Annotated in this window: 30 protein-coding genes and 1 riboswitch; of the genes, 1 reads left to right on the forward strand and 29 read right to left on the reverse strand. The window is 45.3% G+C overall.

Annotated features, from left to right (window positions below):
• Positions 1–71: 71 nt before the first annotated feature.
• The 22 genes from PAEAM_RS27330 to PAEAM_RS27430 all read right to left on the reverse strand — a co-directional run bounded on the left by PAEAM_RS27330 (position 72) and on the right by PAEAM_RS27430 (position 17,040).
• Positions 72–1,250, reverse strand: a complete 1,179-nt coding sequence (locus PAEAM_RS27330) for a DUF4272 domain-containing protein (RefSeq protein WP_100529558.1) — start codon at positions 1,248–1,250, stop codon at positions 72–74.
• A 248-nt stretch (positions 1,251–1,498) separates the two neighbouring features.
• Positions 1,499–2,719, reverse strand: a complete 1,221-nt coding sequence (locus tag PAEAM_RS27335; protein ID WP_100529559.1) for an RtcB family protein — start codon at positions 2,717–2,719, stop codon at positions 1,499–1,501.
• Positions 2,720–2,895: 176 nt separating this feature from the next.
• The gene (locus PAEAM_RS27340) at positions 2,896–3,318 is read right to left on the reverse strand and encodes a hypothetical protein (RefSeq protein ID WP_243391476.1); all 423 of its coding nucleotides are present in this window, start codon (positions 3,316–3,318) and stop codon (positions 2,896–2,898) included.
• A 108-nt stretch (positions 3,319–3,426) separates the two neighbouring features.
• Positions 3,427–3,864, reverse strand: coding sequence for a GNAT family N-acetyltransferase (locus PAEAM_RS27345; protein ID WP_243391477.1), 438 nt, complete (start codon positions 3,862–3,864; stop codon positions 3,427–3,429).
• A 40-nt stretch (positions 3,865–3,904) separates the two neighbouring features.
• Positions 3,905–4,330: a GNAT family N-acetyltransferase gene (locus PAEAM_RS27350; protein WP_100529560.1), complete on the reverse strand. Its 426-nt coding sequence runs from the start codon at positions 4,328–4,330 to the stop codon at positions 3,905–3,907.
• A gap of 16 nt (positions 4,331–4,346) precedes the next feature.
• On the reverse strand, positions 4,347–4,877 hold the full coding sequence (gene pgsA / locus PAEAM_RS27355; RefSeq protein ID WP_036610288.1) for a CDP-diacylglycerol--glycerol-3-phosphate 3-phosphatidyltransferase: 531 nt from the start codon (positions 4,875–4,877) through the stop codon (positions 4,347–4,349).
• Positions 4,877–5,422, reverse strand: coding sequence for a ClbS/DfsB family four-helix bundle protein (locus PAEAM_RS27360; protein WP_100529561.1), 546 nt, complete (start codon positions 5,420–5,422; stop codon positions 4,877–4,879). The genes pgsA and PAEAM_RS27360 overlap by 1 nt, the downstream gene beginning before the upstream one ends.
• Positions 5,423–5,621: 199 nt before the next feature.
• Positions 5,622–7,547, reverse strand: a complete 1,926-nt coding sequence (locus PAEAM_RS27365) for an ABC transporter permease (RefSeq protein WP_100529562.1) — start codon at positions 7,545–7,547, stop codon at positions 5,622–5,624.
• Complete coding sequence (locus tag PAEAM_RS27370) at positions 7,544–8,299, reverse strand: ABC transporter ATP-binding protein (protein ID WP_036669625.1); 756 nt, start codon at positions 8,297–8,299, stop codon at positions 7,544–7,546. Before PAEAM_RS27370 ends, PAEAM_RS27365 begins: the two co-directional genes overlap by 4 nt.
• A 116-nt stretch (positions 8,300–8,415) precedes the next feature.
• Positions 8,416–9,420, reverse strand: a complete 1,005-nt coding sequence (locus PAEAM_RS27375) for a sensor histidine kinase (RefSeq protein WP_100529563.1) — start codon at positions 9,418–9,420, stop codon at positions 8,416–8,418.
• Positions 9,417–10,106, reverse strand: coding sequence for a response regulator transcription factor (locus PAEAM_RS27380; protein WP_100529660.1), 690 nt, complete (start codon positions 10,104–10,106; stop codon positions 9,417–9,419). Before PAEAM_RS27380 ends, PAEAM_RS27375 begins: the two co-directional genes overlap by 4 nt.
• 190 nt (positions 10,107–10,296) lie before the next feature.
• Positions 10,297–11,061: an SDR family NAD(P)-dependent oxidoreductase gene (locus tag PAEAM_RS27385; RefSeq protein WP_100529564.1), complete on the reverse strand. Its 765-nt coding sequence runs from the start codon at positions 11,059–11,061 to the stop codon at positions 10,297–10,299.
• 49 nt (positions 11,062–11,110) lie between these two features.
• Positions 11,111–11,857, reverse strand: coding sequence for a class I SAM-dependent methyltransferase (locus tag PAEAM_RS27390; RefSeq protein ID WP_165790074.1), 747 nt, complete (start codon positions 11,855–11,857; stop codon positions 11,111–11,113).
• 193 nt (positions 11,858–12,050) lie between these two features.
• Positions 12,051–12,434, reverse strand: a complete 384-nt coding sequence (locus PAEAM_RS27395) for a VOC family protein (RefSeq protein WP_047842200.1) — start codon at positions 12,432–12,434, stop codon at positions 12,051–12,053.
• Positions 12,435–12,609: 175 nt separating this feature from the next.
• On the reverse strand, positions 12,610–13,083 hold the full coding sequence (locus tag PAEAM_RS27400; RefSeq protein WP_165790064.1) for a GNAT family N-acetyltransferase: 474 nt from the start codon (positions 13,081–13,083) through the stop codon (positions 12,610–12,612).
• 4 nt (positions 13,084–13,087) lie between these two features.
• Positions 13,088–13,696 carry a DJ-1/PfpI family protein gene (locus PAEAM_RS27405; RefSeq protein WP_100529567.1) on the reverse strand — a complete coding sequence of 203 codons (609 nt, stop codon included), beginning with the start codon at positions 13,694–13,696 and terminating at the stop codon, positions 13,088–13,090.
• A gap of 60 nt (positions 13,697–13,756) precedes the next feature.
• Positions 13,757–13,838, reverse strand: a riboswitch (ZMP/ZTP riboswitch).
• A gap of 50 nt (positions 13,839–13,888) precedes the next feature.
• Positions 13,889–14,404, reverse strand: a complete 516-nt coding sequence (locus PAEAM_RS27410; RefSeq protein ID WP_100529568.1) for a GNAT family N-acetyltransferase — start codon at positions 14,402–14,404, stop codon at positions 13,889–13,891.
• Between the two features lie 33 nt (positions 14,405–14,437).
• Positions 14,438–14,962 (reverse strand): YfiT family bacillithiol transferase, encoded by a 525-nt coding sequence (locus PAEAM_RS27415; protein ID WP_036610311.1) that lies wholly within the window; start codon positions 14,960–14,962, stop codon positions 14,438–14,440.
• Positions 14,963–15,009: 47 nt separating this feature from the next.
• Positions 15,010–15,549, reverse strand: a complete 540-nt coding sequence (locus PAEAM_RS27420; RefSeq protein WP_100529661.1) for a GNAT family N-acetyltransferase — start codon at positions 15,547–15,549, stop codon at positions 15,010–15,012.
• 8 nt (positions 15,550–15,557) lie between these two features.
• Entirely contained in the window at positions 15,558–16,097 is a 540-nt protein-coding gene (locus tag PAEAM_RS27425) for a hypothetical protein (RefSeq protein ID WP_100529569.1), read from the reverse strand.
• A 97-nt stretch (positions 16,098–16,194) separates the two neighbouring features.
• Positions 16,195–16,356: a hypothetical protein gene (locus tag PAEAM_RS32010; RefSeq protein WP_165790065.1), complete on the reverse strand. Its 162-nt coding sequence runs from the start codon at positions 16,354–16,356 to the stop codon at positions 16,195–16,197.
• Between the two features lie 6 nt (positions 16,357–16,362).
• Positions 16,363–17,040 carry a class I SAM-dependent methyltransferase gene (locus tag PAEAM_RS27430; protein WP_100529570.1) on the reverse strand — a complete coding sequence of 226 codons (678 nt, stop codon included), beginning with the start codon at positions 17,038–17,040 and terminating at the stop codon, positions 16,363–16,365.
• A gap of 181 nt (positions 17,041–17,221) precedes the next feature.
• Between PAEAM_RS27430 and PAEAM_RS27435 the strand changes: the two genes are divergently transcribed.
• Complete coding sequence (locus PAEAM_RS27435) at positions 17,222–17,995, forward strand: sporulation protein (RefSeq protein WP_100529571.1); 774 nt, start codon at positions 17,222–17,224, stop codon at positions 17,993–17,995.
• Positions 17,996–18,161: 166 nt separating this feature from the next.
• Here the strand turns inward: PAEAM_RS27435 and PAEAM_RS27440 are convergent, their stop codons facing one another.
• The 7 genes from PAEAM_RS27440 to PAEAM_RS27470 all read right to left on the reverse strand — a co-directional run bounded on the left by PAEAM_RS27440 (position 18,162) and on the right by PAEAM_RS27470 (position 25,963).
• Positions 18,162–20,129, reverse strand: coding sequence for a BglG family transcription antiterminator (locus tag PAEAM_RS27440; protein ID WP_100529572.1), 1,968 nt, complete (start codon positions 20,127–20,129; stop codon positions 18,162–18,164).
• 52 nt (positions 20,130–20,181) lie between these two features.
• Positions 20,182–22,860, reverse strand: a complete 2,679-nt coding sequence (mngB, locus tag PAEAM_RS27445; RefSeq protein ID WP_243391478.1) for a mannosylglycerate hydrolase — start codon at positions 22,858–22,860, stop codon at positions 20,182–20,184.
• Positions 22,861–22,934: 74 nt separating this feature from the next.
• Complete coding sequence (locus tag PAEAM_RS27450; protein ID WP_036610325.1) at positions 22,935–24,053, reverse strand: PTS fructose transporter subunit IIC; 1,119 nt, start codon at positions 24,051–24,053, stop codon at positions 22,935–22,937.
• 29 nt (positions 24,054–24,082) lie between these two features.
• Positions 24,083–24,400 carry a PTS fructose transporter subunit IIB gene (locus PAEAM_RS27455; protein WP_017689749.1) on the reverse strand — a complete coding sequence of 106 codons (318 nt, stop codon included), beginning with the start codon at positions 24,398–24,400 and terminating at the stop codon, positions 24,083–24,085.
• A complete protein-coding gene (locus PAEAM_RS27460; protein WP_100529574.1) occupies positions 24,400–24,855 on the reverse strand; it encodes a PTS sugar transporter subunit IIA in 456 nt (151 codons plus the stop codon). The genes PAEAM_RS27455 and PAEAM_RS27460 overlap by 1 nt, the downstream gene beginning before the upstream one ends.
• Positions 24,856–25,081: 226 nt before the next feature.
• On the reverse strand, positions 25,082–25,366 hold the full coding sequence (locus tag PAEAM_RS27465) for a hypothetical protein (protein ID WP_133120487.1): 285 nt from the start codon (positions 25,364–25,366) through the stop codon (positions 25,082–25,084).
• 27 nt (positions 25,367–25,393) lie between these two features.
• Positions 25,394–25,963 carry a DMP19 family protein gene (locus tag PAEAM_RS27470; protein ID WP_100529576.1) on the reverse strand — a complete coding sequence of 190 codons (570 nt, stop codon included), beginning with the start codon at positions 25,961–25,963 and terminating at the stop codon, positions 25,394–25,396.
• Positions 25,964–26,209 lie beyond the last annotated feature (246 nt).

Here is a 26,209-nt window from a genome sequence, read left to right on the forward strand (position 1 = left end):
GGGTATTTGCATTGTTGTATGTTGTGTTATGTTTATTGTTTATTTACAATAGGCCGTCACATCATCCCGTTCTACGTATCTGTACGCACATCATCCCACGCCAGATCCAGATAACAGATCAGCCAGTTCAATGCACGGTGACGTTCATAAGCCACTCCACCATTCAGGCCAGCGGGAGGTGTTTTGTCATTCACTCGACTATCCACGCACACCCAGTTATAACGGTAGATCAGATCTGCTTCATCCAGAATCTCGCTTTTGTTACGCAGAGATGCATCGGAGAGAAAGTCGGTAAAACTATCCTTCTGCTGCAAATAACCGACATCCTTCCCTACGTTACATAACTCCGTTGGTGCACCTAGTTCCTTCACATAACCAAGCACCCACAACATTACGTGGTACGCTTCATATCCCCAAGAGAAGGAGATGATCTCCTGCTGCTCTGCTCCGTGCTGGTCGATAAACCTCTTCTCTGCGGGTGAGAAAAAGGATTCAGCCTCATACTTGTCGATCACTTCCTGAACCAGTGCTGCAGTATCATCCGCACTTTCGCCGGCTCCCAGACACTCACCCTTAAGCGCGGCAAGACATAGGGCAACCGCACGACGCGCGACTTCCTCTTTACTCCGAATCGTGGTGTGCTCGTCTCCGGCCCTTACGGGCAAGTTCGCATTATACGGAATGCCTTGTTCAGTCAACAGTTGCTCTGACCGCGCTTTACGTTGAATGCCCGACTCCGACTGCGGTCTGTTACCGTCAAGGAAACTGGTGTGCGCTGTCACCGTGTAATCCTCTACCTCAGATTCTCCATTCACATCCAGCAATAGCTGACCTTGTGCATTCAGCAGAGATCCACCTCCCCAGAAGATAACAGCATCCAGCGCATCAGCCAACCGTAATAACTCGCCGAAGAATTCTTCCGAGATATCCTCTTCCGTCTCAATACCAACCACCATGTTCAATGTGGAACATTTGATCAATACCTTTTCCTGGAGCGAAGCATTGCGCCCCTCAATCTGACTCAAAAATCCAAGCATCCCCTGAATCATTGTCGTAAATTCCTCAGGATGTGTCTGGCTGGTCATGATATTAAAGCCTTTTGTTTTCTTACTGAGCCATTTTTTCTGAGTCACTTGAATATGGGTCTTGTCTTCCCGGCGTTCAATCGTCCCCTCAGGATAAATGGATTGAATCAATTCAAACAGCTGATCCAGGTCAAACTGAGAGCTATATATCGCACAATTCCTCATGAAGTTCACCCTCTCTATATATAGTTCAACTAATGAATATTTACACTGGCACTCCGATGGCAGAATAACTTTCCGATCGCTGTTATCCCCAGATTTTTTTATTCCTTTTTTTGGAAATGGGAAATCCGGTGATAGCGTATGCTTCCGATGTAGCTTTCTTTTAGAAAGCTTTTAGGCGAACGCTCCGCTTCTTCAAGTTATTTCTGCCCTCTCCGTTATCGTGTAAATGTTCAGTTGAACATATATGACTAATCCTTATATGGATCGAATTCATTACCTCCGGCCATGGCGACACCAACGGGACGCAGCACATGGTTGATCTTCAACGTATTCGCATGTGCGTTCAGTACGTCTTGCAGTTTCTTGTACACAAACGGACTTTCGTCTGTGCCCGCTCCCCGCAGTTCGACACCATAGGCACGAATCGCCTCATGCATCTGTGCTTCGCTAATCTCACCGCCCATGCGTGTGCGCAGCTTGTAATTCATTTTGCCAGCCGCCTGGGTTCGGCTCATCGTGCGCCCTGCCCCATGTACGGTGCTGCGGAATGACTCGGTATTCTCCTCGCTGTGGATCCCTTCCACAATTACCGAGATATCACCCATACTGCCTCCGACAAAACCGAGTTGCCCGGGTGCAAGTGGCGTTGCACCTTTGCGGACCACAACTACCTCTTCACCCATGTGTTGTTCCTTCCAGGCAAAGTTGTGATGGTTATGTACGGCGTATTCAGCACTTGCCCCCAGAATACCGAGCACCTGTTCAATAACATAGTCGCGTCCTGCATAGGCGTATCGGCCCGCCAAAGTCATTCCATCCCAATACATATCACCCATTTCGCTGTTCAGGTCAAACAACGTAGGCGGTTGATCCATCGATTCGCCAGGAGCTTTGCCACTGAACTGACGTCCTGCCGCAAGGTTAAGGAATCCACTCGCCACTTTATGACCGAACCCGCGGCTTCCAAAATGATTCGCGATCCACACCTTCCCCGTTGCCTCTTCTACAAAAATATCCACGAAATGATTGCCACTGCCTACGGTTCCGAGTTGGTTGCGTGCAAGTGTCTTCAGCTTATGTTGTAATCCCGGTTCAATGGTATCAAACAGCTTCCAGCTCGCGTCGTCGAACAGTTCATGATCCACGGGTGTTGGATTGTTACGACCCACGCCGAAAGATATGGTCGAATTGATGTCATCCATGATCGTTACAATCTGATCCCGAATATCTTCCCACATCAGATCTGTACGCACAGCCTTGTTGCCACAGGCAATATCATATCCGACACCTGACGGACTGATCATATTCCGATAAGCGACAACACCACCGATGGGTTGCGAGTAACCTTTGTGATGGTCGGCCATCAGAGCCACACCTAATACATCTCCATATTGCGAGCAAGTCACCGCCTGACTTACGGCGTTCTCCAGCGGCTCCCCCCAGACTTTAATGTTATCTACGATACGCATGATTGTGTTAACCTCCTATGTACTTTTTTTGAAAATACATCTTTTAATTCTATACTGTTGTTCTCATTAGTTTAACAAAGATCAGCGTGACTCGAAACGTCGTCTTCCTTCAGTTCACCATTATCTGCGCATAAAAAAAGAGAGCTCAGCTCCCTTTTCTCACGGTTGGTTCCTATTCACTTCTTGCTAATCTTAAACTTGAACGCCCAAGTCGCTGTGTTACCAGAATATCGGCCTCTGTTCTCGGTCACCACCACGGAAAGTGTCTTGTTGGTTGATTTGGAGAACGAAGATAGTTTGACGTTGGTGCTTTTACTCCCGTAATCGGGAATTTTGTCCTGTTCTTCGGCGATGGCCTCCAGTTTCAATGTACCCGTGGATTTCAGGTTTAAAGTGACTGACGAACCCTCCTCCAGATCTTTGCCGTTCACACTTGCTCCGATGGCCCACTCATTACCGACAGAGTTATTCTCGACAAGTTCTGCGCTCACCAGCGTCACGGTTACCTTAACCGTTTTGGCGGCAGCATAGGAGGTTGGGGAACATACGGCGAATACCAGGCTCAGAACCATGAAAACATTAGCCCATTTTTTGAACACGAGAGTGCCTCCCTCTTATTCGTTTCTTTTGTTAAGACTATGCCTTATTCGCCGTGTTCCTTAAGTAATCCTTCCACTTGTGTAAGAAATTTTCACTTGAGGTGCCTGTTAAAGATGCTTCCGATAACCCTGAACCTTCTCATCCTTGAAACCTAACTTCTCATAAAATATATGTGCTTCCTTACGCTGATCGCCAGACACCAGAATCATGTAACCACAACCCATATCTTTTGCAATCCGCTCAATCTGGAGCATTAACCTCTGCCCAATGCCCTGCCTGCGTACCTGATCCGATACAATCACATTCTCCACAACCATGAACGGTTTGCATGGTCCCACCAGATCCATACACTCAACCCCCATAACGGACCCAACCAGTTTGCCATTGTAAAATGCCCCAAGCACATGATAATGGCCATTCTGCTGTATGTAATGAAACATCTTTTTCATCTGCTGTTCATTGGTAGGCATTCCCATCAACTCATTGTATAGCTGGCTTAGTGCCGGTAAATCTTCAAGTTCGATTCCTTTAATGGTAACCATCATAACCCTCCTGATTTTTCCTATTTCGCATGCTTTGTCTGTCTTAAGTGAGGTCCTTCTTAAAATAATAATGACTGTGTCCAGTCGGTGCATTCTCGATCGTTGTCATCAATTGATAGCCATGTTTCTTGTAAAATTCCGGTGCTTGATAGGAGAAAGTGTTCAACATGACAAAATCACAAGATTTCTCTCGCGCAATTCGCTCAACTTCAAGCAACAACTGGGAACCATATCCCCGATGCCGTTGTTCAGAATCCACCCAAAGAATATCAACCTCCAGCCAGTTCCAGCAAAGTGTGCTAAGCACACCTGCAACAATCTCGCCGGTCTCATTTTTGATATTGAAATTCAGTTCTTCGTACCGATGCCTTAATTCCTCGCTCACATGTGCAGCATTAAATGCGATAAGTTGCTGGCGAACATACTCTGAATCCTCTGAAGTACTTGGATTAATATTTATTTGGGACATCTCCTAATTACTCCTTTTATCTCAACAGTTTATAATTTACGATAATGTAATTCATTCCGGATAAGAGAGTAACGCCTGTTGCAACCCATAGTAATGCCACATCCACTCTGATATCAGTCAACAAACTAAACGGAACATTATTCAACAAAATGGCAATGATCGCTGCCACCTGAAGCACCATTTTGATCTTACCATATCGATCCGCTGCAAGAGCAATGCCCTGTTCTGTCGCTACCATTCGCAATGCAGTAATGACGATTTCACGTCCTATAATGATTACAGCAATCCATGAACTGATCATATTCTCCTGAACCATCATGACCAGCGCAACCGCAATCAACAGTTTATCCGCCAGTGGATCAAGCAACTTTCCCAGATTCGTGATTTGGTTATATTTCCTCGCCACATATCCATCCAATTTATCCGTACCAGCTGCTACTGCAAATATAATTAGTGCAATCATCACGCTTTGCTGATTGAGAAAACAGATCATAAACAATGGAATCAACGCGATTCTAGCCAACGTGATTTTATTTGCCAGATTCATTAGACACCCATTCTCCCCTCATCCATGTTGGCTAAGTGACCTTTTTTCCATTTACGTAATCGGGTCCGAAAGGATTTAAAAGGAGCTACCGAATTAATCTGGATCCACTTCACCATAGCCCATCCGGGCTTGGTCCCCGTCCACTGTCTTATCCCTTGTACAAATAATTCCTCTTCGCTCAGCGAGTCAATCCAGTTCTGCCATTGTTGTTCTATCTCCCGAAACAAAGAGCGCAGCTCCTCCAGCGTACAACCTGAATACTTATTGTAAAATGATTCATTTAATGACCCTAGTTGGTTCCATTTATATCCTGGGGCCGGCATATGACATTCATTTCCCAACTGTTCATTTCGCTCCCAACCCATCACCAGGTTCATCCATCCTAACTGGTAGGCGATCATCTGGGCAGGCGTCTTGTCCACACCTTCAACCCACTTATCTTTGTCGCTGTTATGGATGTCATTGAACTCACCCTCAAACAATTCATAGGTGCGTCGAATCGTCTCACTTAACTCTTTCTTCGAGGCATATAGAACTCCAGGCACGCTACTCCACTCCTCTCGTTTCACCGTTATACATGAATCAGAAGCATGGACTCTATCATCATTTCGACTCAATTCCATAATCATCCTTTTTTTCATAAAGCTATATTTATTTCTGCAAGAAAAAAGGGCAGTCTGTAAACAATACAGCCGCCCTTTACTCAACCTATTTTGCTATATCAGCATACTCGTGATCCCAATTCTACAAAGCTTCCTTAATCACCCGTTTATAGTACCACACAGACAACAGACCAAAGATCGAATATAACAATGTATAAACTATCATGACAATGACCGTAGGTGTCGCCAGCTCCGTACCAAAGAAAAACCAACCTGATTTCACGGCAAAGTAACTATGACTCAACCCCACCATAAGTGGAATACCAAAGTTAAACAACTGCTTGATCTGAATTCCACGCAACAGATTGCTTTGCGTAAATCCGAGTTTTCGCAGAATGGTATAATTGCCCTTCTCCTCTTCACTCTCATTCATTTGTTTAAAGTACAGGATACATCCCGATGTAATCAAGAACGTCAAACCAAGGAAACCAACAATGAACATAATCAGTCCCATATTGTTACGTTGGTTATTCCTGAACTCAATCTGGGAGAAGCTCGGTGCTTCCAACTGTAGCTCCTTATATACGGCATATGCCTCTTCAGCCTGCCCCTCATTCAGAATACGTACACCATAGTAATCCGCCCACTCGGATTTTTGCAGCTCGGGATCGAGATCCTGCCGCAACTGCTGGTATACCGTTTCATCTACTACCGCTACAGGCGTGCCCCCAGAATAGTATCCAGGAAGAACCCCCTTTTGGGTGGTTCCGATCAGTTGTTGGTCTAGCGTTCGCTTCAATCCATGCAAGACAATTGGACCTGTCTCCTGAATGGAAATCAACTGCTGAATGGCATTTCCGTATCCCATGAAGACCGCTTCGCCTGGTTGCAGATCAATGTTATCTACCATCTTGTCACTCAACACACTACTGAACAGGTACTTTTCCGTCATGGACTCGTCCATCACTTCATGAGCATCAATTTCAATATAAATAGGCTGTCTATGATTCTCCTCATATGGAATCTGTTTATGTTCCAACTCCGTTACAAAGCGATTTTTCACCTCAACCTGAGCAAATGAAAAATCCTCCGGCAAGCTTTCCTTCGCTTGAGCCTCTGCCGAATAATACGAAATGTAACTGAGTGACAGCATGCCAATAGCAAGTGCCGATACGGTTGTAATAATTGTAAGCAGCAATGCATTGGACTTCATGCGGAACATGATTGAAGATAAAGACAACACCTCATGAATGGATAGGTATCCGTTTTTACTTTTGCGAATCAGATTAAAAATAAAACTTACCGAACCCTTATAGAACAGGTATGTCCCCAGTATGACCGAGAAAAGAATCAGGATCATCGTATACATCAACTGTTGCATATCCATTGCCTCACCGCTGAACAGCCGTGCAGACATGAAGTATCCATACACAATCAGAGCAATGCCCAAGACGCCAATAATCATCTGTCCGACAGACATCTTTTGCACCTGCTGCTCCGAAGTGGCAGACACCCGAAAGAGTGAGAGAATACTCTGTCTCTTGATAAAAGTGTAGTTCATCAGCATGATGAGCAGATACATGATCGTAAAGACAATCACTGTTTGCATCAGTGCCATCGGAGAGAAATATAGTTTCGTAATCGCATCCACACCGAGAATTTTGAACAATATCATCAATACCAGCTTGGACGCAAGAAACCCAATTAACACACCGATAGCCATGGAGCCAAAATAGAGAATACTATTCTCCGCACTCAAAATGCCAAAAATTCTGCCTTTTGTCAGTCCGATCAATTGAAATAATCCAATCTCTTTGCTACGCCGCTTGATAAAGATCGTATTGGCATAGAGCAAAAAGATGCCAACAATGACGATTAACAGTACCGAAGATGCGCCTATAGCCGCCGCACCTTTCGTTGAAGCAGCCACCTCATCCATGGAAGGATCATATTGTAACGTCACAAAGGAAAAATATAAGGCCACACTGAACACAAGCGCAAATACATAGAGATAATAATTCTTCAGATTTTTCCTGAGATTGCGGAAGATAATATAATTCAAGCTCATTGCTGTACACCACCCAATACGCCCTGGGTTTTGATAATATCGTTGAAGAACGATTGCCGTGACTCGTCTCCTTTATTCAACTGGGTGTAGATCTGACCATCTCGAATAAAGATCACTCTGCTGCAATAACTTGCGGCAACCGGATCATGGGTAACCATAATAATAGTCGCTTTTCGTGCGCTGTTCATATCACTTAACTTGCCGAGCAGATCCGAAGCGGACTTGGAATCCAGCGCTCCTGTCGGCTCATCCGCAAAAATGATACTCGGCTCGTGGACAAATGCTCGTGCTGCCGAAGTCCGCTGCTTCTGACCCCCTGAAATCTCAGATGGATACTTGTCTTTCAACTCGTAGATTCCCAGTTCACGTGCGATCTGTTCAAACTTCTGGTGTGCCTCCTGCTTTGGAATGCTCGTAATCGAGAGCGGTAATAATACATTTTCCTTCACCGTAAGGGTATCCAGCAGATTATATTCCTGAAAAATAAAGCCCAAATGATGTTTGCGGAACTCAGCCAGCTGTTTCTCCTTCATTCCGGTGAATTCCTTGCCCTCAATATCAATCGTGCCCTGGCTCACCCGATCAATGGAGGAAAGTACATTAAGCAGCGTCGTTTTACCCGAACCCGAAGGCCCCATAATACCAACAAACTCTCCCTTGCTTACCCCAAGATCTATTCCCTTCAGCACTTCCTGTTTATTTAATTTATTACCATAAACTTTATGAATTTTTTTGGCTTCCAGTATCCACATATCCCACTCACTCCTCTTAGATCTTCTGCAAAATGCTCGTGTCTATATCATAATCGGGATGTGCAGTGTTATCGTGTGATTCACCGAACAAAACCAAAAAGCATGTGACATTGTTGTCACACGCCTGCAAGAAGCACCATGTCGTTTTTTCGCGGAAAAGTAAGTGTGACGGTTGTTCCCTCGCCAAGAGAAGATTCTACATGAATGTTCACATGAAGCGTCTGGACCACCTGACGAACCAGATACAGCCCCATCCCGGTAGCCGCCCCATCCATTCTGCCTCGGGTGGACGTAAATCCTTTATCAAATATACGCGGCAGATCTTGAGTCTCAATCCCTCGCCCGTGATCCTGAATCATGAGTATGATGTGTCCATCCTGTTCCCGACTTTCAATGAGGATGTCCGATGAATCGCTATATTTCACCGCATTGCTCAACAATTGCCGGAGGATGAAGCCTAACCATTTGCTGTCTGTGAGCACGCGCGATACCATTAAAGACACATCAAAGCCAATGCCTTTGGAAATGCACCACGATTTCAGTGCTCGTATCTCGCTATTCAATACTGGTTCAAGTTCCGTCTCTTCGATGAACAGATCATTATGCATAAACGGAATACGCTTCTGGTGAAGCTGCTGATCCAGCAACTGATGAATTCGTAACCATTCATATGTCATTTGGCTCTGTAACTTGTCATCTGGCAAGCGCTCGATCATCAGTTGCAACGCAGTCAGTGGGGTCTTCACCTCATGAATCCAGGACAACATCTCGTCCTTCTCCTGTTCCAGAGCGATAAAATGATGTGAAGACTCCTTACGATACCGCTGTGTCTGGGAACTGACGGCCTCATGTACAATCTGCTCATATGGACTTTCGGCGATATCAAGTTCTCCCAGATCATAGGTATGATCCCAGATGCTCAACTTTTTATAGAAACGGGTCTCTTTCAGGTATCTCGCCCAGATAAAAACAAGGCATACCACCACATTCAGTCCTACGATATACACCACAGATTGGAATGGAATGGACGAGTCCAGGTAGGCCACCAATAAAATAATAAGTTGCATGCTTACCAGTAGCCATAACCAACTAGCCCTTTCTCGTATGTACTTTCCGATCATGCTTCTGCCTCTTCCGTTGCCATGTACCCCTGACCTACTTTGGTTTCAATGTAACGCTCCAAGCCGATGGGTTCAAGCTTCTTCCGTAACCGATTAACGTTAACCGTCAGCGTATTGTCACTCACGAAATGCTCATGATCCCACAGACTCCGTATGAGGTCCTCACGGGTAACAATCTGATTTTTATGCTCCACCAGCACTTTAAGGATAAACATCTCATTTTTCGTTAACAGGACAGATTCATCCCCGCAGGTCAGTGTATTTTTCACATACTCAATAGTGGCACCACGCCAGGTTCGAAGTTCAATATGCTCTGTATTATAGTTATACACCCTCCGCAAAGTCGCTTGGATCTTGGCAATCAATACATCGAAATGAAAAGGCTTCTGGATAAAATCGTCTGCCCCCAAATGCATGGACATAACCATATCCGCAGGATGATCCCGTGAGGACAAAAAGATAATCGGCACATTGGAGTGCGAACGAATGATCCGGCACCAATGGAACCCGTCATATTGGGGTAACTGAATATCTATAATGACCAGTTGCGGCTGAATTACGCTGTACTCCTGCAATACCTTTCCAAAATCCTGCACACCATACACGTCATACGACCATTGGGACAAACGTTCCTTGATTTCATTGAATAACGACTCGTCGTCTTCAATGAGCATAATTTTAAACAAGAGATTCACCACGTTTCTGATCTTCTAAGGTTGAGGTTGAATAAGGTAATTAGACTCCGTTGTTGCAGGATCACCTTTACCGTTACGAATCGTTCTTCCGATCGCTGATTCCAGTGTACAGGGAAGTTAGGCTTATATCAAAAGGTATCCCTGCTTCGTAAAGAAAACAAGCCTAAATACGTATATCATATTAGCTCTCAATAGTGTGTATAACATGGCTTGAATCACTATTTTCGTCCATCCGCTCGATCAACTGCATCGCTACGTCTCGTGGCGATCTTAATTGTCCTGCTTCATATACTTGATTGAACATACCCGCAAGGGCGAACTCCTCTGCACTTTTGCCTCGTGCAACAGCCTGCAATTCCGTATCGACCATCCCCGGATCAAAAGCAATAATCTCAACAGGGTTCTGTTGACCCGTTTGCTCCAAAGATACGCATTGGGTGAACATGTTCATACCTGCCTTGGATGTACAGTACACTGCCATTGAAGGCGCGGGATAACTTCCCGAACCCGATGAGAGATTGACAATTTTACGTCTGGCGGACAGATGATTTGTTTGTTGAATAAAAGAGGAACTTAATATCATTGGTGCTGCGAGACTGATGTTGAGACTTTGACTTATCTCTGCCGCACTGCACTGATCGATAGGTTTTAGAGGCTCCAGCATCGCTGCATTATTAATGAGTCCAATGAATTCAGCTTCCTGAGAAGGTATTTGGTCCAATATGCGTGTAATCAAATCATCGATCCCATTCAGGTCGGCAAGATCATACTGAACATGGCGGTAACGCCCGCTCCATTCCTCGCTTGATTCCAACAGATCCGAACCGCCGCGTGAAATACCGTAAACGTAATCCCCCTTAGCCAATAATAACTCTGCAAGTTGTAAACCGATCCCTTTGGATGTGCCTGTAATGATAAAGTGTCTTTTTCCTGTTTCTGTTTCCATTCTGATACCACTCCTCCTCTATTTTCAATGCATGTTTATTTCACTATTCTTACGAGTTTTTCTTTCTCCACAACGTGACCCAGAGAAAAGGTACACCAAAATACGGTTCATGTTGCTCCAGCGACTTCATTGCACGGAACTCCACACATTCAAAGCCATCTTCCAGCATGTAGCGAAGCTTCTCCTCCGTGAACGCAAGACCACCGCGCATCGACTTCTCTTGATACACCTGCCAATCATTCATAACGATCTCAGGCCCACCAATATCGCCAAAACCAGGAGCAAAACAAGTCATTCCAAAGTATCCTCCAGGCCGGAGTGCATTGTGGATCATCTCTATGTAGGGAATGCGCTGATGTGGCAACAGATGGTGCAGACAACCCGAGTCGTAGACAAGATCATATTCTTGCTCTGGGGACAATTCGAACACAGATCGACATTCAAAATGCACGTCCAGTTGCTCCTCTGCCGCCCTCTCTTTAGCCCAAGCAATAGCTGTCTCCGAAAGATCATAAGCATCTACCTGATATCCTTGGCGGGTTAAATACAACGCATTTCTGCCCGGGCCACACCCCAGTTCCAGTGCCTTACCGCCGCTCAGCACACCTTCGTTCACATGCGCTACCAGATTCTCATCCGGTTTGTTTGGGAAAAAGGGGATTGGTCTGTTCCGATCCTCATAGAAAGGTTCCCAAAACTGCTTGGCAGATCTGAAATCCGCATCGAGCATATCATATAGGTCCTGTACACTTTTAATCGTCTTTTCCACAACCACATTCCTCCTTAACTGCTCCATCCAAACCTTCATTTCCGACTATTCATTCCTCGTCATTTTCATGAAATCAGCCACACTCTATTATAACATTTTTACCCAGTAGTTCTCTATTTTTCTTGTGCTTTTCTACTCCAAAACATAAGCTTTTTCCCAACAAAAAAACGACCGACATGGATGTCGATCGCTTACAATCTTAGCGGTTTTAAGTTGTAATTTACTTCGCCCGTTCCAAGACTGCAAAGTAATTTCCTTCGTTATCAGCAAAGTTGAAGACACGCCCCGTTGGCATCTCGACAATCTCTCCGACCGTTACATGTTTACCAGCCAAGTCGGCATATAACTGATCCAGATTTTCGGTGAAGAACATTAACGAAGGTGTGCCCAGATTTACACCCGCCGACATCCGCGCCACGAACTCCTTGTTTTGGAGAATAATGCTTGTCTGCGAATTTGGGGTAGGCGCAATCTCAATCCATCTCATACCCTCGTCAAGGTTTACTTCATCCACAATGTGGAATCCTGCAACTTCCGTCCAAAATGCCAGTGATTCATCTTGATTGTTAACATACAACATAACTTGGCCGACTTTGCTAAACATGGATCAATCACTCCTCTGATCATCTAATCTCTTAACATCCTGCTTATCATTCCTCAAATTCCAATAGAGTATAACATGCAAGACAGCTTTTTTATCATCTTTCTTTGCAAGTACATGCAACTTAAACTGAAGTACACTTTTATGCTTCCACTACAATTAGTTTTTTGAAGTTCCCTTATAATGTTTTAACAAGTGAAAGTCTATGAAACCCCGAGGTATAATAATTCATATCGACACCTTCTTTTTGAAAATTCATTCGTTCATAAAATATGAGCGCTGCTTCATTTTCTTCATGATCAAGTGTGTAAAGCATGACATCACCACTGCCGAATTCAGCTATTTTTATACATATTTTTGTAATTAGTCCACGTGCTACTCCCTGTCGAAGGTGTGATTTGCATGTAACAACGCCAACGATTTCATATCGGTTAACAGTAGGATGAAAGATATAACCAGCATGACCTATGACAACATCTGCTTCGTCAACCATGACATAATAAGCACTGATACGTTCATCCGTCATTTTTAAAAATAAATCCCAGCGCGCAGGATACTGATCGCGTATAAACGAAGGGAATTGAAAATCATGATCCGTCATCATTTTCAGCACTGCTGGCTGATCAATCGCTTGAAAAAGGCGAATAGTCATCTTTTTATCCCCTACCCTTAGTGTGCATGTAGACATCTTTTAAGTTACCAGCTTCATAATATGGATACTCTAGTTTTTGTTGAACTTGAAGGACGATCTCCGTAGACGTTAACATTTCGACCAAGTATAGTCCCAGGTCAATGGAAGCCGTAACCCCCGCACCCGTTACCGTATTACCATCACGCACTACACGCGCTGAGATCACTTCTGCACAATAAGGATTCAATAAATCATAAGCAGATGAGTTGGTAGTAGCCCTTTTTCCATTCAGGAAACCTGCTGCCCCCAACAGTAAAGCCCCGGTACAAATAGATATTTTATATGTGACATTTTCTGCCGTTCGGACCCATCGCATAAAATCCTCATCAAATCGAAGCGTTCTAGTTGATAATCCACCAGGAAAAAATACTAGGTCAAAATCCCCTAGATGAGGTAATACTGCATCGGATTTCATTTTCAGCCCACGGTCATCCCAAATTTCCTCCTTATCTGCGCAGAATGTCCATGATACGTTTTCCTTTGCTTTCAGAATCGCTAGCCAAGTCACAGCTTCATAAAATCCAGCTAAATCCATGCTTGTCATTCCATCAAATAAAACAAACGCCATTTTCATTGCCGCCACCAGTCCTTTCGTTCCCTGAATAATAAATAAAGTGTTTGATCAAAAGATCAAACACTTTGCCCAGGCGTACGGCATATAATATATGTGCTCCCTCGTGGTTCACTCCACGTTTACGCCAGTCACACATAACAGATATTTACAACTAATATACATGACATCTTTCATATTGTATATATTATGAAATTATTGCGTGGCTTTTAACTTCCTCGTAAGATAAAGTACAACATCGTCGTCCATAATCGTTTCTTCACCCGGCTGAATGTAATGATCATGTTTGTGTACACCGTGACCGTCTGGTATGTACCCGCGATGGGCATATAGAACTTGCGCTTTGCCATAATCGGAAAACACACCTACACCAATGCCTGCTACATCCGTTCGTTCCAGAATAACTTCCTCTGCTCGGTCCATCAACCGTGAACCAATACCTTGGCGCTGGAACTTCATTAGTACATTAAAATCGTTAATTTCGGGAATGCCTTGTTCCATGAAAGACGGGTAGCTGGAATTCCACAATACATTCACGTATCCGGCAAATTCTCCATTCAACTCGGCTACCAAGGTTACGCGTTCCCCATTCTGTTGTTCAGCCAAGTAATGAAGATACTGCTCAGGGGATCTCCCCCAACCCTGCTCCTGAAACGCCTTTGATATGATTACAGGATCGTTCTCATTTAATAGTCTGATATGTACACTCATTGATGAATCCTCCTTAAAAGATATTTCTAATAGCTATATTCCCAATCTATCCCGAAGCGATGTGATGTGAGCAACATGGTGTTTGCCGTGCCAAGCATACATGCCCAGATTGTAATCTAGTCTTGTCGTTTCTTCCGATGAGGGATGATAAAATTGTTTGGCATAATCTGCATCTGTCAGCGCGTTTAACAGAAACACCCAACGACGATGGAGGGCATCCAGAATCTGAAGCGAGAATTCGACATCCAGGTCTCTTGAATCACTCAGTTCAGCCCAGCGCTCTTCATAATAAGGCCGAATCGTTGGTGTATCCTCTGTCAGCGCCAACTTGAAACGAATCATACTGTTCATATGGCTGTCTGCCATGTGGTGAATAACCTGTTTGAGCATCCATCCACCTTCTCGATACGGTAGACTTAATTGCTCTTCACTCAATCCCTTTACCGCTTCTCGTGCGCGTTCAGGCAACTCAGCAATGTCCTGAATCCACTTCTCCCGTTGTGCCAAAGTAACTTCACCCGTGTGTACAAATGGTCCTATCGGAAATCTTTCATCCATCCATTATTCCTCCTTGTTTACATGATTCAAATAACTTTAAGCAGGATCTACAGGGCATATTCCATAAGCCAACAGTCTCGCATCTGTCCTTCGTGCTGCTCATGTTTCTCCAACAGCTTAATCTTTTGGAAATCACATTTCTCGTAACAGGATATCGCTCTTAAGTTCCAGGATTGAGGGTCCATAACCACTTTACGGGCTTGTTTTTCATTAATCAGATAAGCCAGCATGGATTGCATCAACTGTGTACCAATGCCTTTATTCCAGTATTCTACCTCACCAATAAACTGATCCGTTCCATAGATGATCTCATCCGTGTCTCCATAACCATACTCCGTTCGCTCTTCTTCCTCAAGCTCATAGAACTGAATGTATCCAATCGGATGTCCTCCATACTCAACGATACAACGAGTAGCACCATCTTTCTGATTGTAAAAATGCTCTCTCACCTGTTCCAGATCATGCGGCCGATCACGCCCTTCATAGTATTGAAGAACTTCCGGGTCTGACAGCCACTTCACCAGATGTTGTTCATCTTCTGTGTCCAAGAAACGTACAGTGATTTCATTCGATTCATATACATTCATCATTCTGATTACTCCTTATTGATCTCCAGATTCTCACTCGTAACCCAACTCAGATCCTTCCCTAACAAATGCTCGTTGTGAACATAATACACCACGGGATTCTCAAGAGGCTGAGTCGTTCCATCCAAAGATCTGAGCGTTAACCGCAACTTGTAGCTCCCTATCTCATCAGGTATCGCAAATCCTATCAGATTATCAGCTGATTTCATGGTCATCCCCTGCGCCTTCAGATACTTTTCCAGAATGACTTGATCAAGATAGGAGCTGCCAACAGACGAAGGCATGTACCACGCATCATCTTGTTCTTCAGTGAATGTGACCCCTTCCCATCCAGGGACAACGGGATACACCATATGCTGGTCCTTGTCTTCTCTTTTTCGCGTTATCTCTAACTCTACCTCAACTACATCCGTATCAATCTGCCTGATTGTGCCTGCCATCACAACATCCTGGGCACTCACACTTGGAATAACATAGCTGTATATGAGCAGAGTCACCAAGAGAATTATCGTTACTCCCGTAATCCAAAATATTGTACTTTTACGCATCTGTCTGATCCTCCCGTCTAATTAATCATACTTCTGGAGTAGCTCCTTCTCTGTTAAAGATTGAGTTAACCTATCCAACTCAGGGGATGCCGTCCAATCACTGGATGTATTCAATCCATGCTTGATGGTATGTATCGCTACAATAATAACTGCCATCTTCTGTTATCATTTTATATTTTTGTTCCCCGTTCGCCATCTGCTCGAAGCTGGTTTTGACACCCGTTTCACCATATTTCTGTTCTGAAAATTCTGTGTTCAATCGGCTTCAACTCCTTATGGCCTGCCAAATATACTTGCATTCTCTTACAGCAATTCTACCATCAACCTGGTTCTCCTTCAGCTTAACTTCCAGCTGTTCCCGGTACTCAGGCTGTGTATAATCCGGGTTTCCGGGGATATCGGAGAGAAAGATGGCAAACTCTTTTTCATCTGAGAAAATCATAAGTGCCTCGTTATATTCCTCAATCTTGATCTCCTTAAATGCATTTCTTTCCAAACGCTCACGTACCTTTGTTATATCCGTATGAATACCAATCATAACTCCACCCTTTTGCAGCAATCTCCCATGCTCAATAATGGAAGTTGGACCTCTGCGATCATAGATCAGACCAAATTGCTTATCTTCAAATGGCATCTTTTCTTTTGTGCTAACGCAGACAAATTCTACATTTGTTATCCTGCTTGAATGAAGACTGTTCCGAGCTATCTTTATCATCTCTTCCGAATTATCAAACCCCATAATGTGATCGGTATATTCTGACATTTTCAACGTAAACTCCCCATGTCCACAGCCTGCATCGAGCACGGATGTATACTGAGGCAGAAGCTTAATCAACCGCTCTTCAAAAATATCTTCAGCAGAGTTACCTTCCAACGTATACAAAGCTCTACCCTTGTATCCCCCATTACGTTGTGCAATCATATCGTACCATTCCATGCTCATAGAGTTCCTCCTGACAAAAAATCCCTTTATTTAAACATTCGACATAGGTAAGTCGATTCTCCTGTTTGGATATGCGATATATCTTTGCTAAAATATGAAACGCTTCTCTTCCAGCTTCCGTATTAAGGTCGAAGCCGTATATATCCCATATAATAAACCATCTGATCTGGAGGTAGAGCGCATGTCATTTTTCAAGAAAATGTTAGCCAGTGTAGGTGTTGGAGCAGCCAAAGTAAATACGGAATTGCATACACCAGAGGTCACGCCTGGAGGAATCATCTCGGGGGTTGTGTACATTGAAGGTGGAGATGTGGAACAGAACGTAGATCGAATCTATCTTTCAATCAAAACCCATTACATACGGGAGCACGATGATCGTAAAGTAAAAGAAACAGCCGTCATAGCCAAATATCTGCTCACCGAAGGTTTCACCTTACAGCCTGGAGCCAAATTGGAGAAAGACTTTTCATTTGACCTCCCAGAAAATCTGCCAATTACACTGCATCGTGCAGAGGTATGGGTGGAGACGGGCCTCGATATTTCAAGTGCTGTAGACCCCTCAGACCGGGACAGACTGCATGTTGTACCTAGCAAAGACATGAACACCGTGCTCGATGCAATTGATATCCTTGGTTTCAAGCTCCGTGAAGTAACCAATGACTATGCGCCGAAGCTGGGCGGTAATCTGCCATTTGTGCAGGAATTCGAATTTGTACCAACAAACAAGTTTCGTGGGCATCTGGATGAGTTGGAAGTGCTGTTCTATCCGATGGGCGATTCGCTGGAGCTCCTATTACAGATCGACCGCCGCGCTCGTGGACTCAGTGGAATATTCTCCGAAGCGATGGGAACGGATGAGAGCTTTGTCCGCCTGCATCTGTATGAAAGACATCTGGAGCGGGGTGCGCATTCTGTCGCTCAAGGACTGGAAGAAATCATTTCCAAACATATTTAATCTATAGTTTGTGTAAACGAAATAAACCGTCCTCTGTCAGAAAAATCTGATGAAGGACGGTTTTTCCCTTTCGAAAAGGGGATCAGAAAAATCTGGGGATAACAGCGATCGGAAAGTTGTTCTGTACTCGTAGTGTCCGTGTAATTATCCTTAGTGAACTTATATATTAATACGCTTCGGTACTTTTCAGACTCAACGTTTCGCATACAAGTTGGGCAAAGGCATCGAAGCTGCCGCAGGATCGCAGGCTTTCCAGCTGCTCCTCCTGTCGGATCAACTCTACAAACAGATCATAGATCCCCATAGCCTGTTCGTAATCCTCTTTGCAGATGGATAACATGAATACAGCATGTACTTCATTCTCCTCATCCCACGGAATCGGCTTCTCAAGCAGGCATACCGATACGGTCGTACGGGTTGAACTCAGCTCCATGGGATGCGGAATCGCCATACCTCTTCCAAGCGCGGTTGAAGCCATCTTTTCCCGCTCCTGCACAGCTGGCCAGAATTGCTCCGTTACAATTCCCTTCTCCAACAGTGCTCCGCTCATCTCAGCCATAAGTGTCATTTTGTCAGGCTGATCCGACCGAAACATAAACAACGCTGGATCAAAGTAACGCAGCAATGTCATTTCCTCCTGCTCATCACTGGTTCGCACCAGATGAGTGATCGTTGCCATGTCTCGTTCCGATGGAATCGCAGCAATGACAGCCGACGGCTTGCCTTTGGACTCCCGTAACCGGATCGTAGAAATGACCAAATCTTCGGGCACACTCCCCATCTCCTCGTACTCCCGTAGCGAAACTACACGTGAGACCTCCAGCTCTGCAAATAAAGAACGCAATCTGGATTCAAGAATACGGGCTGTGCCGTATCCTGACCCACAGACCAGCAATACGGATTTCCGTTTGCGATGAGGAATCTGGTATTTACGTTCCAAAGCTGCACCAATGTGGAGAGCCAAGTAACCAATCTCGCTGTCATTGATTTCATGAGGTACGTATGTCTGTAGCTGTTTCACTGCACTGATCGTAATCTCATAGGCCAGTGGATAATATTTACGTATATGTCCCAGCAGTGGATTCCGCATATTCATGCCATGTTCCAGGCGAGTAATCATGGGCTTCAGATGGGCATACAGATCATTCGGCAATCGTTCATCATCACGCAGATCATAGGTGTACCGATCATAGATATGACCCAACATTTGCTGTACAGCAAGATATAACGGGTCACTTCGAAGTCCATTCCAATCGGTAGCGGTCATTTTTTTGCTAACAATGTGCAGCAGCAGATAATCTCGCTCTCCAACTGGACAGTGAATGGAATATAACAACTCCAGATCCTGAATAATCTGCTGTGCAAGTTGCTGATCCTGAACATTCGCCTCCACTTTCTCGAATCGCTCTAGTTCATGCCCCTGCTTAATACGTAATACCATGACAGCCAGATGCGTAATCAGATCTTTCAGTGCCACATCTGCAATACGAACATTCTGTTTGCCTACATGGCGAATGACGATCTCGCGGATGTGTGCGGGTTCGATTGGATACAACAAACGTTCCTGTGCAACGGTCATTCCTTCGGGGCCCAGTTCTTCATCTCGCGCATCGGCGTACTCGGCAAGGCAATAGCGAAACCTTTGCTCGTCTCCAACGACCTTCACACCATGTCCTGGCTTGATCTGAAGCTGAAGCTGGTAGTTCTCCAAAATCTGACGAATGATTTTCAGATCATTGTTCATTGTTGCACGGCTTATAAACAGCTGATCAGCGAGGTCTTCCATCTTGATATGACCCGGTTCACCAAGCAGCTTGAACAATTCATAACGGATACGCTCATCAGGCGAACCAGGTACTGGAGCACCTTTTTGCCCATCATCCTTCCGTTCCTCCAACAGCTCATTATACCGCTTCGCATCATGCACACGAATGGAATAACCCCGCCCACGCTTGGATTCCAGGCTCCCGCCATGCCCCGCGAGGATATGATCCAGCTTTTTCAGATCATCCCGAATAGTACGTACAGTAACTTCCAGCCTGTCTGCAAGTGCTTGGCTCGTCCAAGCCTGTTCCTGTCCTTCACCATGAATGAGGTGGAACAGCTTTTTCAACCGTTTAGTTGGAAAAATCATACCGATATCCGACCTCCCTTCTGATCAGGATTGTGTCAAACTAAAGCCCACCTTATATCGATACAAGTACCGTCATCAATTTACAATGTGCGAGTTCCGGCAAACGCACGACCTCTTCTCCATCGGTTAACTTCTGCTGAGGCTCCAGTGGTTGTTCAGCAAGGGATACACGCTCTGCATGTACAGGTTGATTAAAGTGTATGTTCACGTTAGCAGACTGTGACAAATACGGATTGAAGACACGTACAATGTATCCGTCACTCTGCTCTGCTTTCTTGAAACTGCTTAACACCACGTTGGAATCGTTGCTGAACGACATAAGGCTATAGTCTGTATCAAGAACAAGTGCCTCATCGCGGAAAGCAAAGATCAGTCGTCCGTTCAAAAAGTCGCATAGCTGATAACTGCTGATCGGTGTCAAATATTCACGCGCAGCACGGGCCACATTCGCTTCGTCGAACCCGGAAGTCTGGATATGCAGGCCAAAGGTAAAGGAGAGCTCGCCAAGTAATTGCGCATCAGGTGTAGCCACAATTTTCTCACCGGAGGCCCGGCCAGGACGATACAACAGGTTTTCCTTACCCATGAAACCAAAAGTACGGAACAAGGTCAGGGCAATGGTATCCATTTGCTCGCCAACAATCTCATACTCACGTACACCCTCCGTCATCACAGCCATACCACGCGTACCGTTGTTCAACCCCGCATAACTCTGCATCGCTTCAATAGTGATCGGTTTCTCCTGCCATTGTTCGCGCTCCCATACTTCCACTTCTGGCAATGAGGTTGGACGAGCAATCACACCGAAAGGCTGGTCTGCAATGGATAGGGCGGAAGCAATTCCTGTATCAAAAAGGACACGCAGACGGTGGCTGAACACCTCATTCTGCACCTGAACCTGGAAACGGATCAGATTCTCTCCTTTGCGAAGAGATATCTCCACTTGCATTGGCAATGCTCCCGACGTGATACCTGCGGCGCGCTCTTCCAGATCGTAGGGAACATCCAACGTGAAACGCAGGGATAGTGTCTGAGATACAGACGTTTGGGTGGTCGTCGCACTCATCTGGCTACCTGCCGAAGAAACAATCAGATCCCGCTCGGGAGGAGAATAATTGTAGGAATCTCCGTCATCCCCGTTATCTTCAAAGACCATTTGATCCGCATACACTTGGCCAGATCGCTTATCTGTAATTTGCAAGGTGCCGTTTGCTTGCAGCGCAATAGTGAAATGTTCATTTTCAATCTTGTCCTCGTTACGTCGTTCAATGACAGGTGCAGCGCCCTGACTGAAATCAAAAACAATCTGGGTGTAACCCATCGCCGGGACCTCTTGCAGTTCCACCAGCAATTTGGCGCGATATACCCGTTCCGGCAGATGCACTTTGCGGCTTGGATTGAGATCGATGTGCTGTCCAAGCACATAATCGGTCTGGTCTACTTTTTCCACAATGGTGTAGGCCAGCTCGCGCCCCTTCGTATCCCGAATCACAAAGGATTCTTCCGGAATATAAGCTTCAATCTCAGTAACCCCGCCTCGCACATACGGTAGCGTGTTGAACAGGGTGAACGCAAATGTCTCCTCCTGCTGTATCGTTGAAGCAATCATCCGCATATGCAGGTCAAGCAAATTCAGTGCGATATCATAGGCCTGTTTGTAACGGAACGCAACGTCCTGATTCGTTGTATCGCTGTTACAGCCACCGATGCTGTCATGTGCCGCATTCTCAAACAACAGCTTCCAGATGTCCTCCACAATGCGATGCGGGTAATCATGCCCGAGAGAATGGCTAATGGCAAGTACAGGTTCGAGCGTGTTAGCAATCAGATTCTCAATTCGGTTATTCTGTTGCTTGAGATCCGCACGGGTGGAAAAAATGGACTTGTGAATCCGCATGTGCTTGGCTTCCATTAATTCACCCCGAAGTACAGGCAGATCCTGACTATCCGCTTCGATCTCCGCCAGAAAACGTTCCGGTTCATTCATCACATATTCGCGTTCTGTATCCAGTGCATTGAACCGTTTAATCAACTCCGGCAGATTCAATCGCACAGGCGCCTGATCAAACCCATTAGGGAAATAGATATGTTTGGTGGAGGCTTTGCGTTCCAGCGCACCAATCTGTTTCTCCAAATAAGGGATCAGATCTTCTTCATTTTCCGGAATGTTACCACCGTAGTAATACCCGAATGGCATCTGTACAGCAAATACACGACTACCATCCGACCCTTCCCACGTAAACTCGGTATGTGGATTCGTATTATCCGAGACACCACGCCAGAACAGGAAACGTTCAATGCCAAACTCCCGATAGATCTGCGGCATCTGTGCCGATTGTCCAAATGCATCCGGGACATAACCAACCTTCATCGCATGTCCGTACTTTTGTGCTGTTTTCATACCATAATACAGGTTTCGGACCATGGATTCACTGGAAATAACCAATTGATCCGTCTGTGTATACCAGGGTCCCGTCATCAGTCGTTTGGCAGAAACCAGTTGGCGGATCCGTTCCTCATCTTCGGGACACCAGCGGATGTAATCATCCAGCAGCGAGCCCTGTGCATCCAACAGGTAATAATGGAATCCATCGATATTCTCCAGTGCATCCAATACTTCCTTGACGTGTTTGACGAGATACATTTTGGAACGGGAGGTCGTAAAATACCATTCCCGGTCCCAGTGCGTATGTGGAATCACATGTACTTTGGTACGATTTCTCTCACTCATATCTCTATATCCCTCCAGATGCTTTTTAAAGGTTGTTCAAGATACTGAAAACCGATCTTTTTGAACATGTACTTTTAGTCAAAAACGAGTTCGATTTCTTCCCCGTTTTTCTTCACTGAAGCTTCCTGAGTCTTGGCAGGTTGTTTCTCTTCTTCATCACGGAAGTTCACCAGCATGGTACCCCCCGCCACGATTAGTGCACCGACAATGCCTCCGGCAAGGTACGCGATTGGGGTACCTACTGACACAGCTCCATATAAGCCGCCAATTGGTGGCATGATGATATGTGCTCCCAGGAGTGCAGTCAAGGCAGCGCCCGTTGCACAGGCAAACATGTTGACCAGAATCATTTTGGCAGGGTTACGCAGTGTGAACGGAATTGCACCTTCCGTGATACCGATCACCCCCATAATCACTGCACCTTTTCCCGCTTCCTGATAGGTTTTGGAAAAACGTTTCTTCATCAGCAATGTTGCCAAACCATAACCAAGCGGCGGAATGCAGATGGCAATATTAATGAAAATATTCGGCAGATAGACACCGGACAGGAACAGGGCATTGCCTGCCATCCATGCCGCTTTGTTGACGGGTCCGCCGAGATCGAATCCAATCATTGCCCCCAGAATAATGGCAAGCACAACGGTATTGGTTCCGCTCTGGCTCATGTTTTGAACCCAAGCAATGAGATACTCATTCAGCGCGCCCAGCGGGCCACCCAGAATGACTGCCATCAGAAATCCGGTTAAACCTACGGTAATCAGCGGTAAAATGATTAACGGTACCGAGCCAGCGGCCGGACCTGTAATCTTAACTTTGTTTTTGACCCACAAGGTGATGTATCCGGCAAAAAAACCGGAGATTAATGCGCCCAAGAAACCAGCGTTGGTCTGCTGTGCCAGCACCCCGCCGATCAGACCTGCGGCCAGCGCAGGTTTGTCAGCAATGGAGTAGGCAATGTAACCGGACAGGACAATCGTCAATAGTCCGATGCCGCTCCATCCTACATTTTGCACGAGATATAAAATATGCAAGAATCCGCTTCCATCTTTATACGGATCAAGATCAGTAATGCCCATTGATAGTGCGATAATTTTACAGATGGCAACGACCAGGGAACCCGCGATAATGACCGGCAGCAGATAGGAGATACCTGTCATTAGATGTGTTTTTGCTTCACCAAACCATTTTCTCATCGTACTCTCTCCTCATGTGGAAGGTGGGGTTAAGCTTGTGCGTTCACAGCCTCAACAGCTTTGGTTAATACCGCTTCTGCCTGACTTACGGCATGACCGATTTTGACACGTACGACTTTTTTATCGCCAAACCGATCCATGTCCTTCACCGTTTGATCCGCTGCAATCAGTACAAAATTAGCTGCAGCAATATCTTCTTCCGTCAGCTTATTGACTTGTCCCATGGCTCCCTGCTGTTCCACTTTGATCTCATATCCCAGTTGCTGAGCTGCTTTCTCCAATGCTTTGGCGGCCATCGGGGTATGGGCGAGACCTGCGATACATGACGTTACACCTACGATTTTCATTATGACACCAGTCCTTCCGTATATTGATGAAGCAACGCATATACATCTTCCGGATGCACCGCTTCCGCGATGGCCACTTTGAATGAATCTTCCAGCAATAAGGTGGCAAGTGAAGAGATAATTTGCAGATGGGATACGTCTACATGACCTTTAGGCACAAGGATGGCAAAAATATATTTTACCGGCTTGCCGTCATGAGATTCCCAATCAATGGGCTCCCGCAATCGAATGACCATCACTGCTGGACGTGTTACAACTTCACTCTGGGTATGGGGAATCGCAAAGTGATCCTGAAGTCCGGTGGAGTAGACACGTTCGCGTTCCCACAGATCAGCCGCAAGTTGTGCACGGTTTGTAGTGATGCTGTAACGCTCTGCCTCCGCAGATATAAAATCAAATACATCCTCTTTGCTATGCAATGTCTGATCGAGATAAATCTGATTGGTTGTAATCATGATCTCTGTCTCTCCTCCTCTCTCTATCCAAAACGATAAGCGCTTACAAGATCATTGTAACGGATTCTTCCTTGACCTTGGATCTAGAAAATTTCCCCTTCGAAGCGGAAAAACATTAGCCATAGCAAAAACCCTGAGTCTAATGGACTCAGGGCAATTGCAAATGAAATTCAATTGGTATGCTGCAAAAGCAGTGTAAGGAAATGTCTTCTATTTAGACAACACTTCAGGAACGCTGTGTCCAGCGTTGCATTCCTGATCGAAGACCGTAATATGCGGCGGTGAGCAAAATAAATCCGGCAACAGCCATAATCATAGATGTTGTATCCCATTGAACACGGCTTCCAAAAGCAATCTTGGATTGCAATGGGGTAACAGAAGAAGCGGTGTTCGTAAGATCAGGTACATAATTCATGGTCATGATCATGCCTTGAACGACATTCCAAGCTACAAAACCGATGATGAATAACAAGGTAACCAAAAAGGATTCCAGCGCTAATCGTTTGTTCATGATTGTCATTTTGCCTCCTCTTCCCACTCAATTAGACAAAACGTGTTGCATCTCCTGTTTCAAACGTTCTTTATTTTCGTCCACATATTGATACAGCAGGTCAAAGCTTTCTTCGTTATCCGATTGCATGCTCAAATTCGCGGCTTCCAGTTCAATCTGCTGTAATACCTCATGAATCTGTTCCCCGTGTGTTTGCAGGCTTGTCGTGATGTCATCTTCGGACAGGCCATTCACATTATCTCGTAATTGCCCGTGCGTTACACCGCTTTCGGACAACATCTGCTCTATCTTCTTCAGGATCACGGCATCTGCATCATTGCCGATCCGCTCCATCGCTTCTATTGTCTCACCGAGATACTGTCCGCTGACATTCTCAAGGAAACCGGTCATCCCGTTCATGGACAGCTCGGTATCCAGATCAATGATTAGAATGATATCTCGCAATACTTGCGGAAGTTCCGGCCCACTTTCTCGAATCGTCGCAAATTCAGCCCGATAAAGGTCCATGGCAACACTCCCCACCACTTCTTCACCTGACATCTCTTCAAGCTGATCAAGTGGTAACAACTCCTGCAATTCTTCTTGTAACTTGTTCATCTTTCTCTGCCTCCTGTATCTCTCTGTCTAAATAGGTTTGAACGTGTTTTTTACACTGGACCACTACGCGGTCAGAATAAACTTCCGATCGCTGTTATCCCCAGATTTTTTCAATCCCTTTATTAAAGGGTAAAATCCGGTGATAAAGGCGAACGCTCCGCTTCTTCAGTTTTTTTCTGCCCTCTCCGTTTCGTGTAAATTTCAAGTTCAACTACGCCGACACGTTATTACATCATATCAGAATAC

This window comes from Paenibacillus sp. GM1FR, assembly GCF_002803315.1.
Taxonomy (GTDB): Bacteria; Bacillota; Bacilli; order Paenibacillales; family Paenibacillaceae; genus Paenibacillus; species Paenibacillus amylolyticus.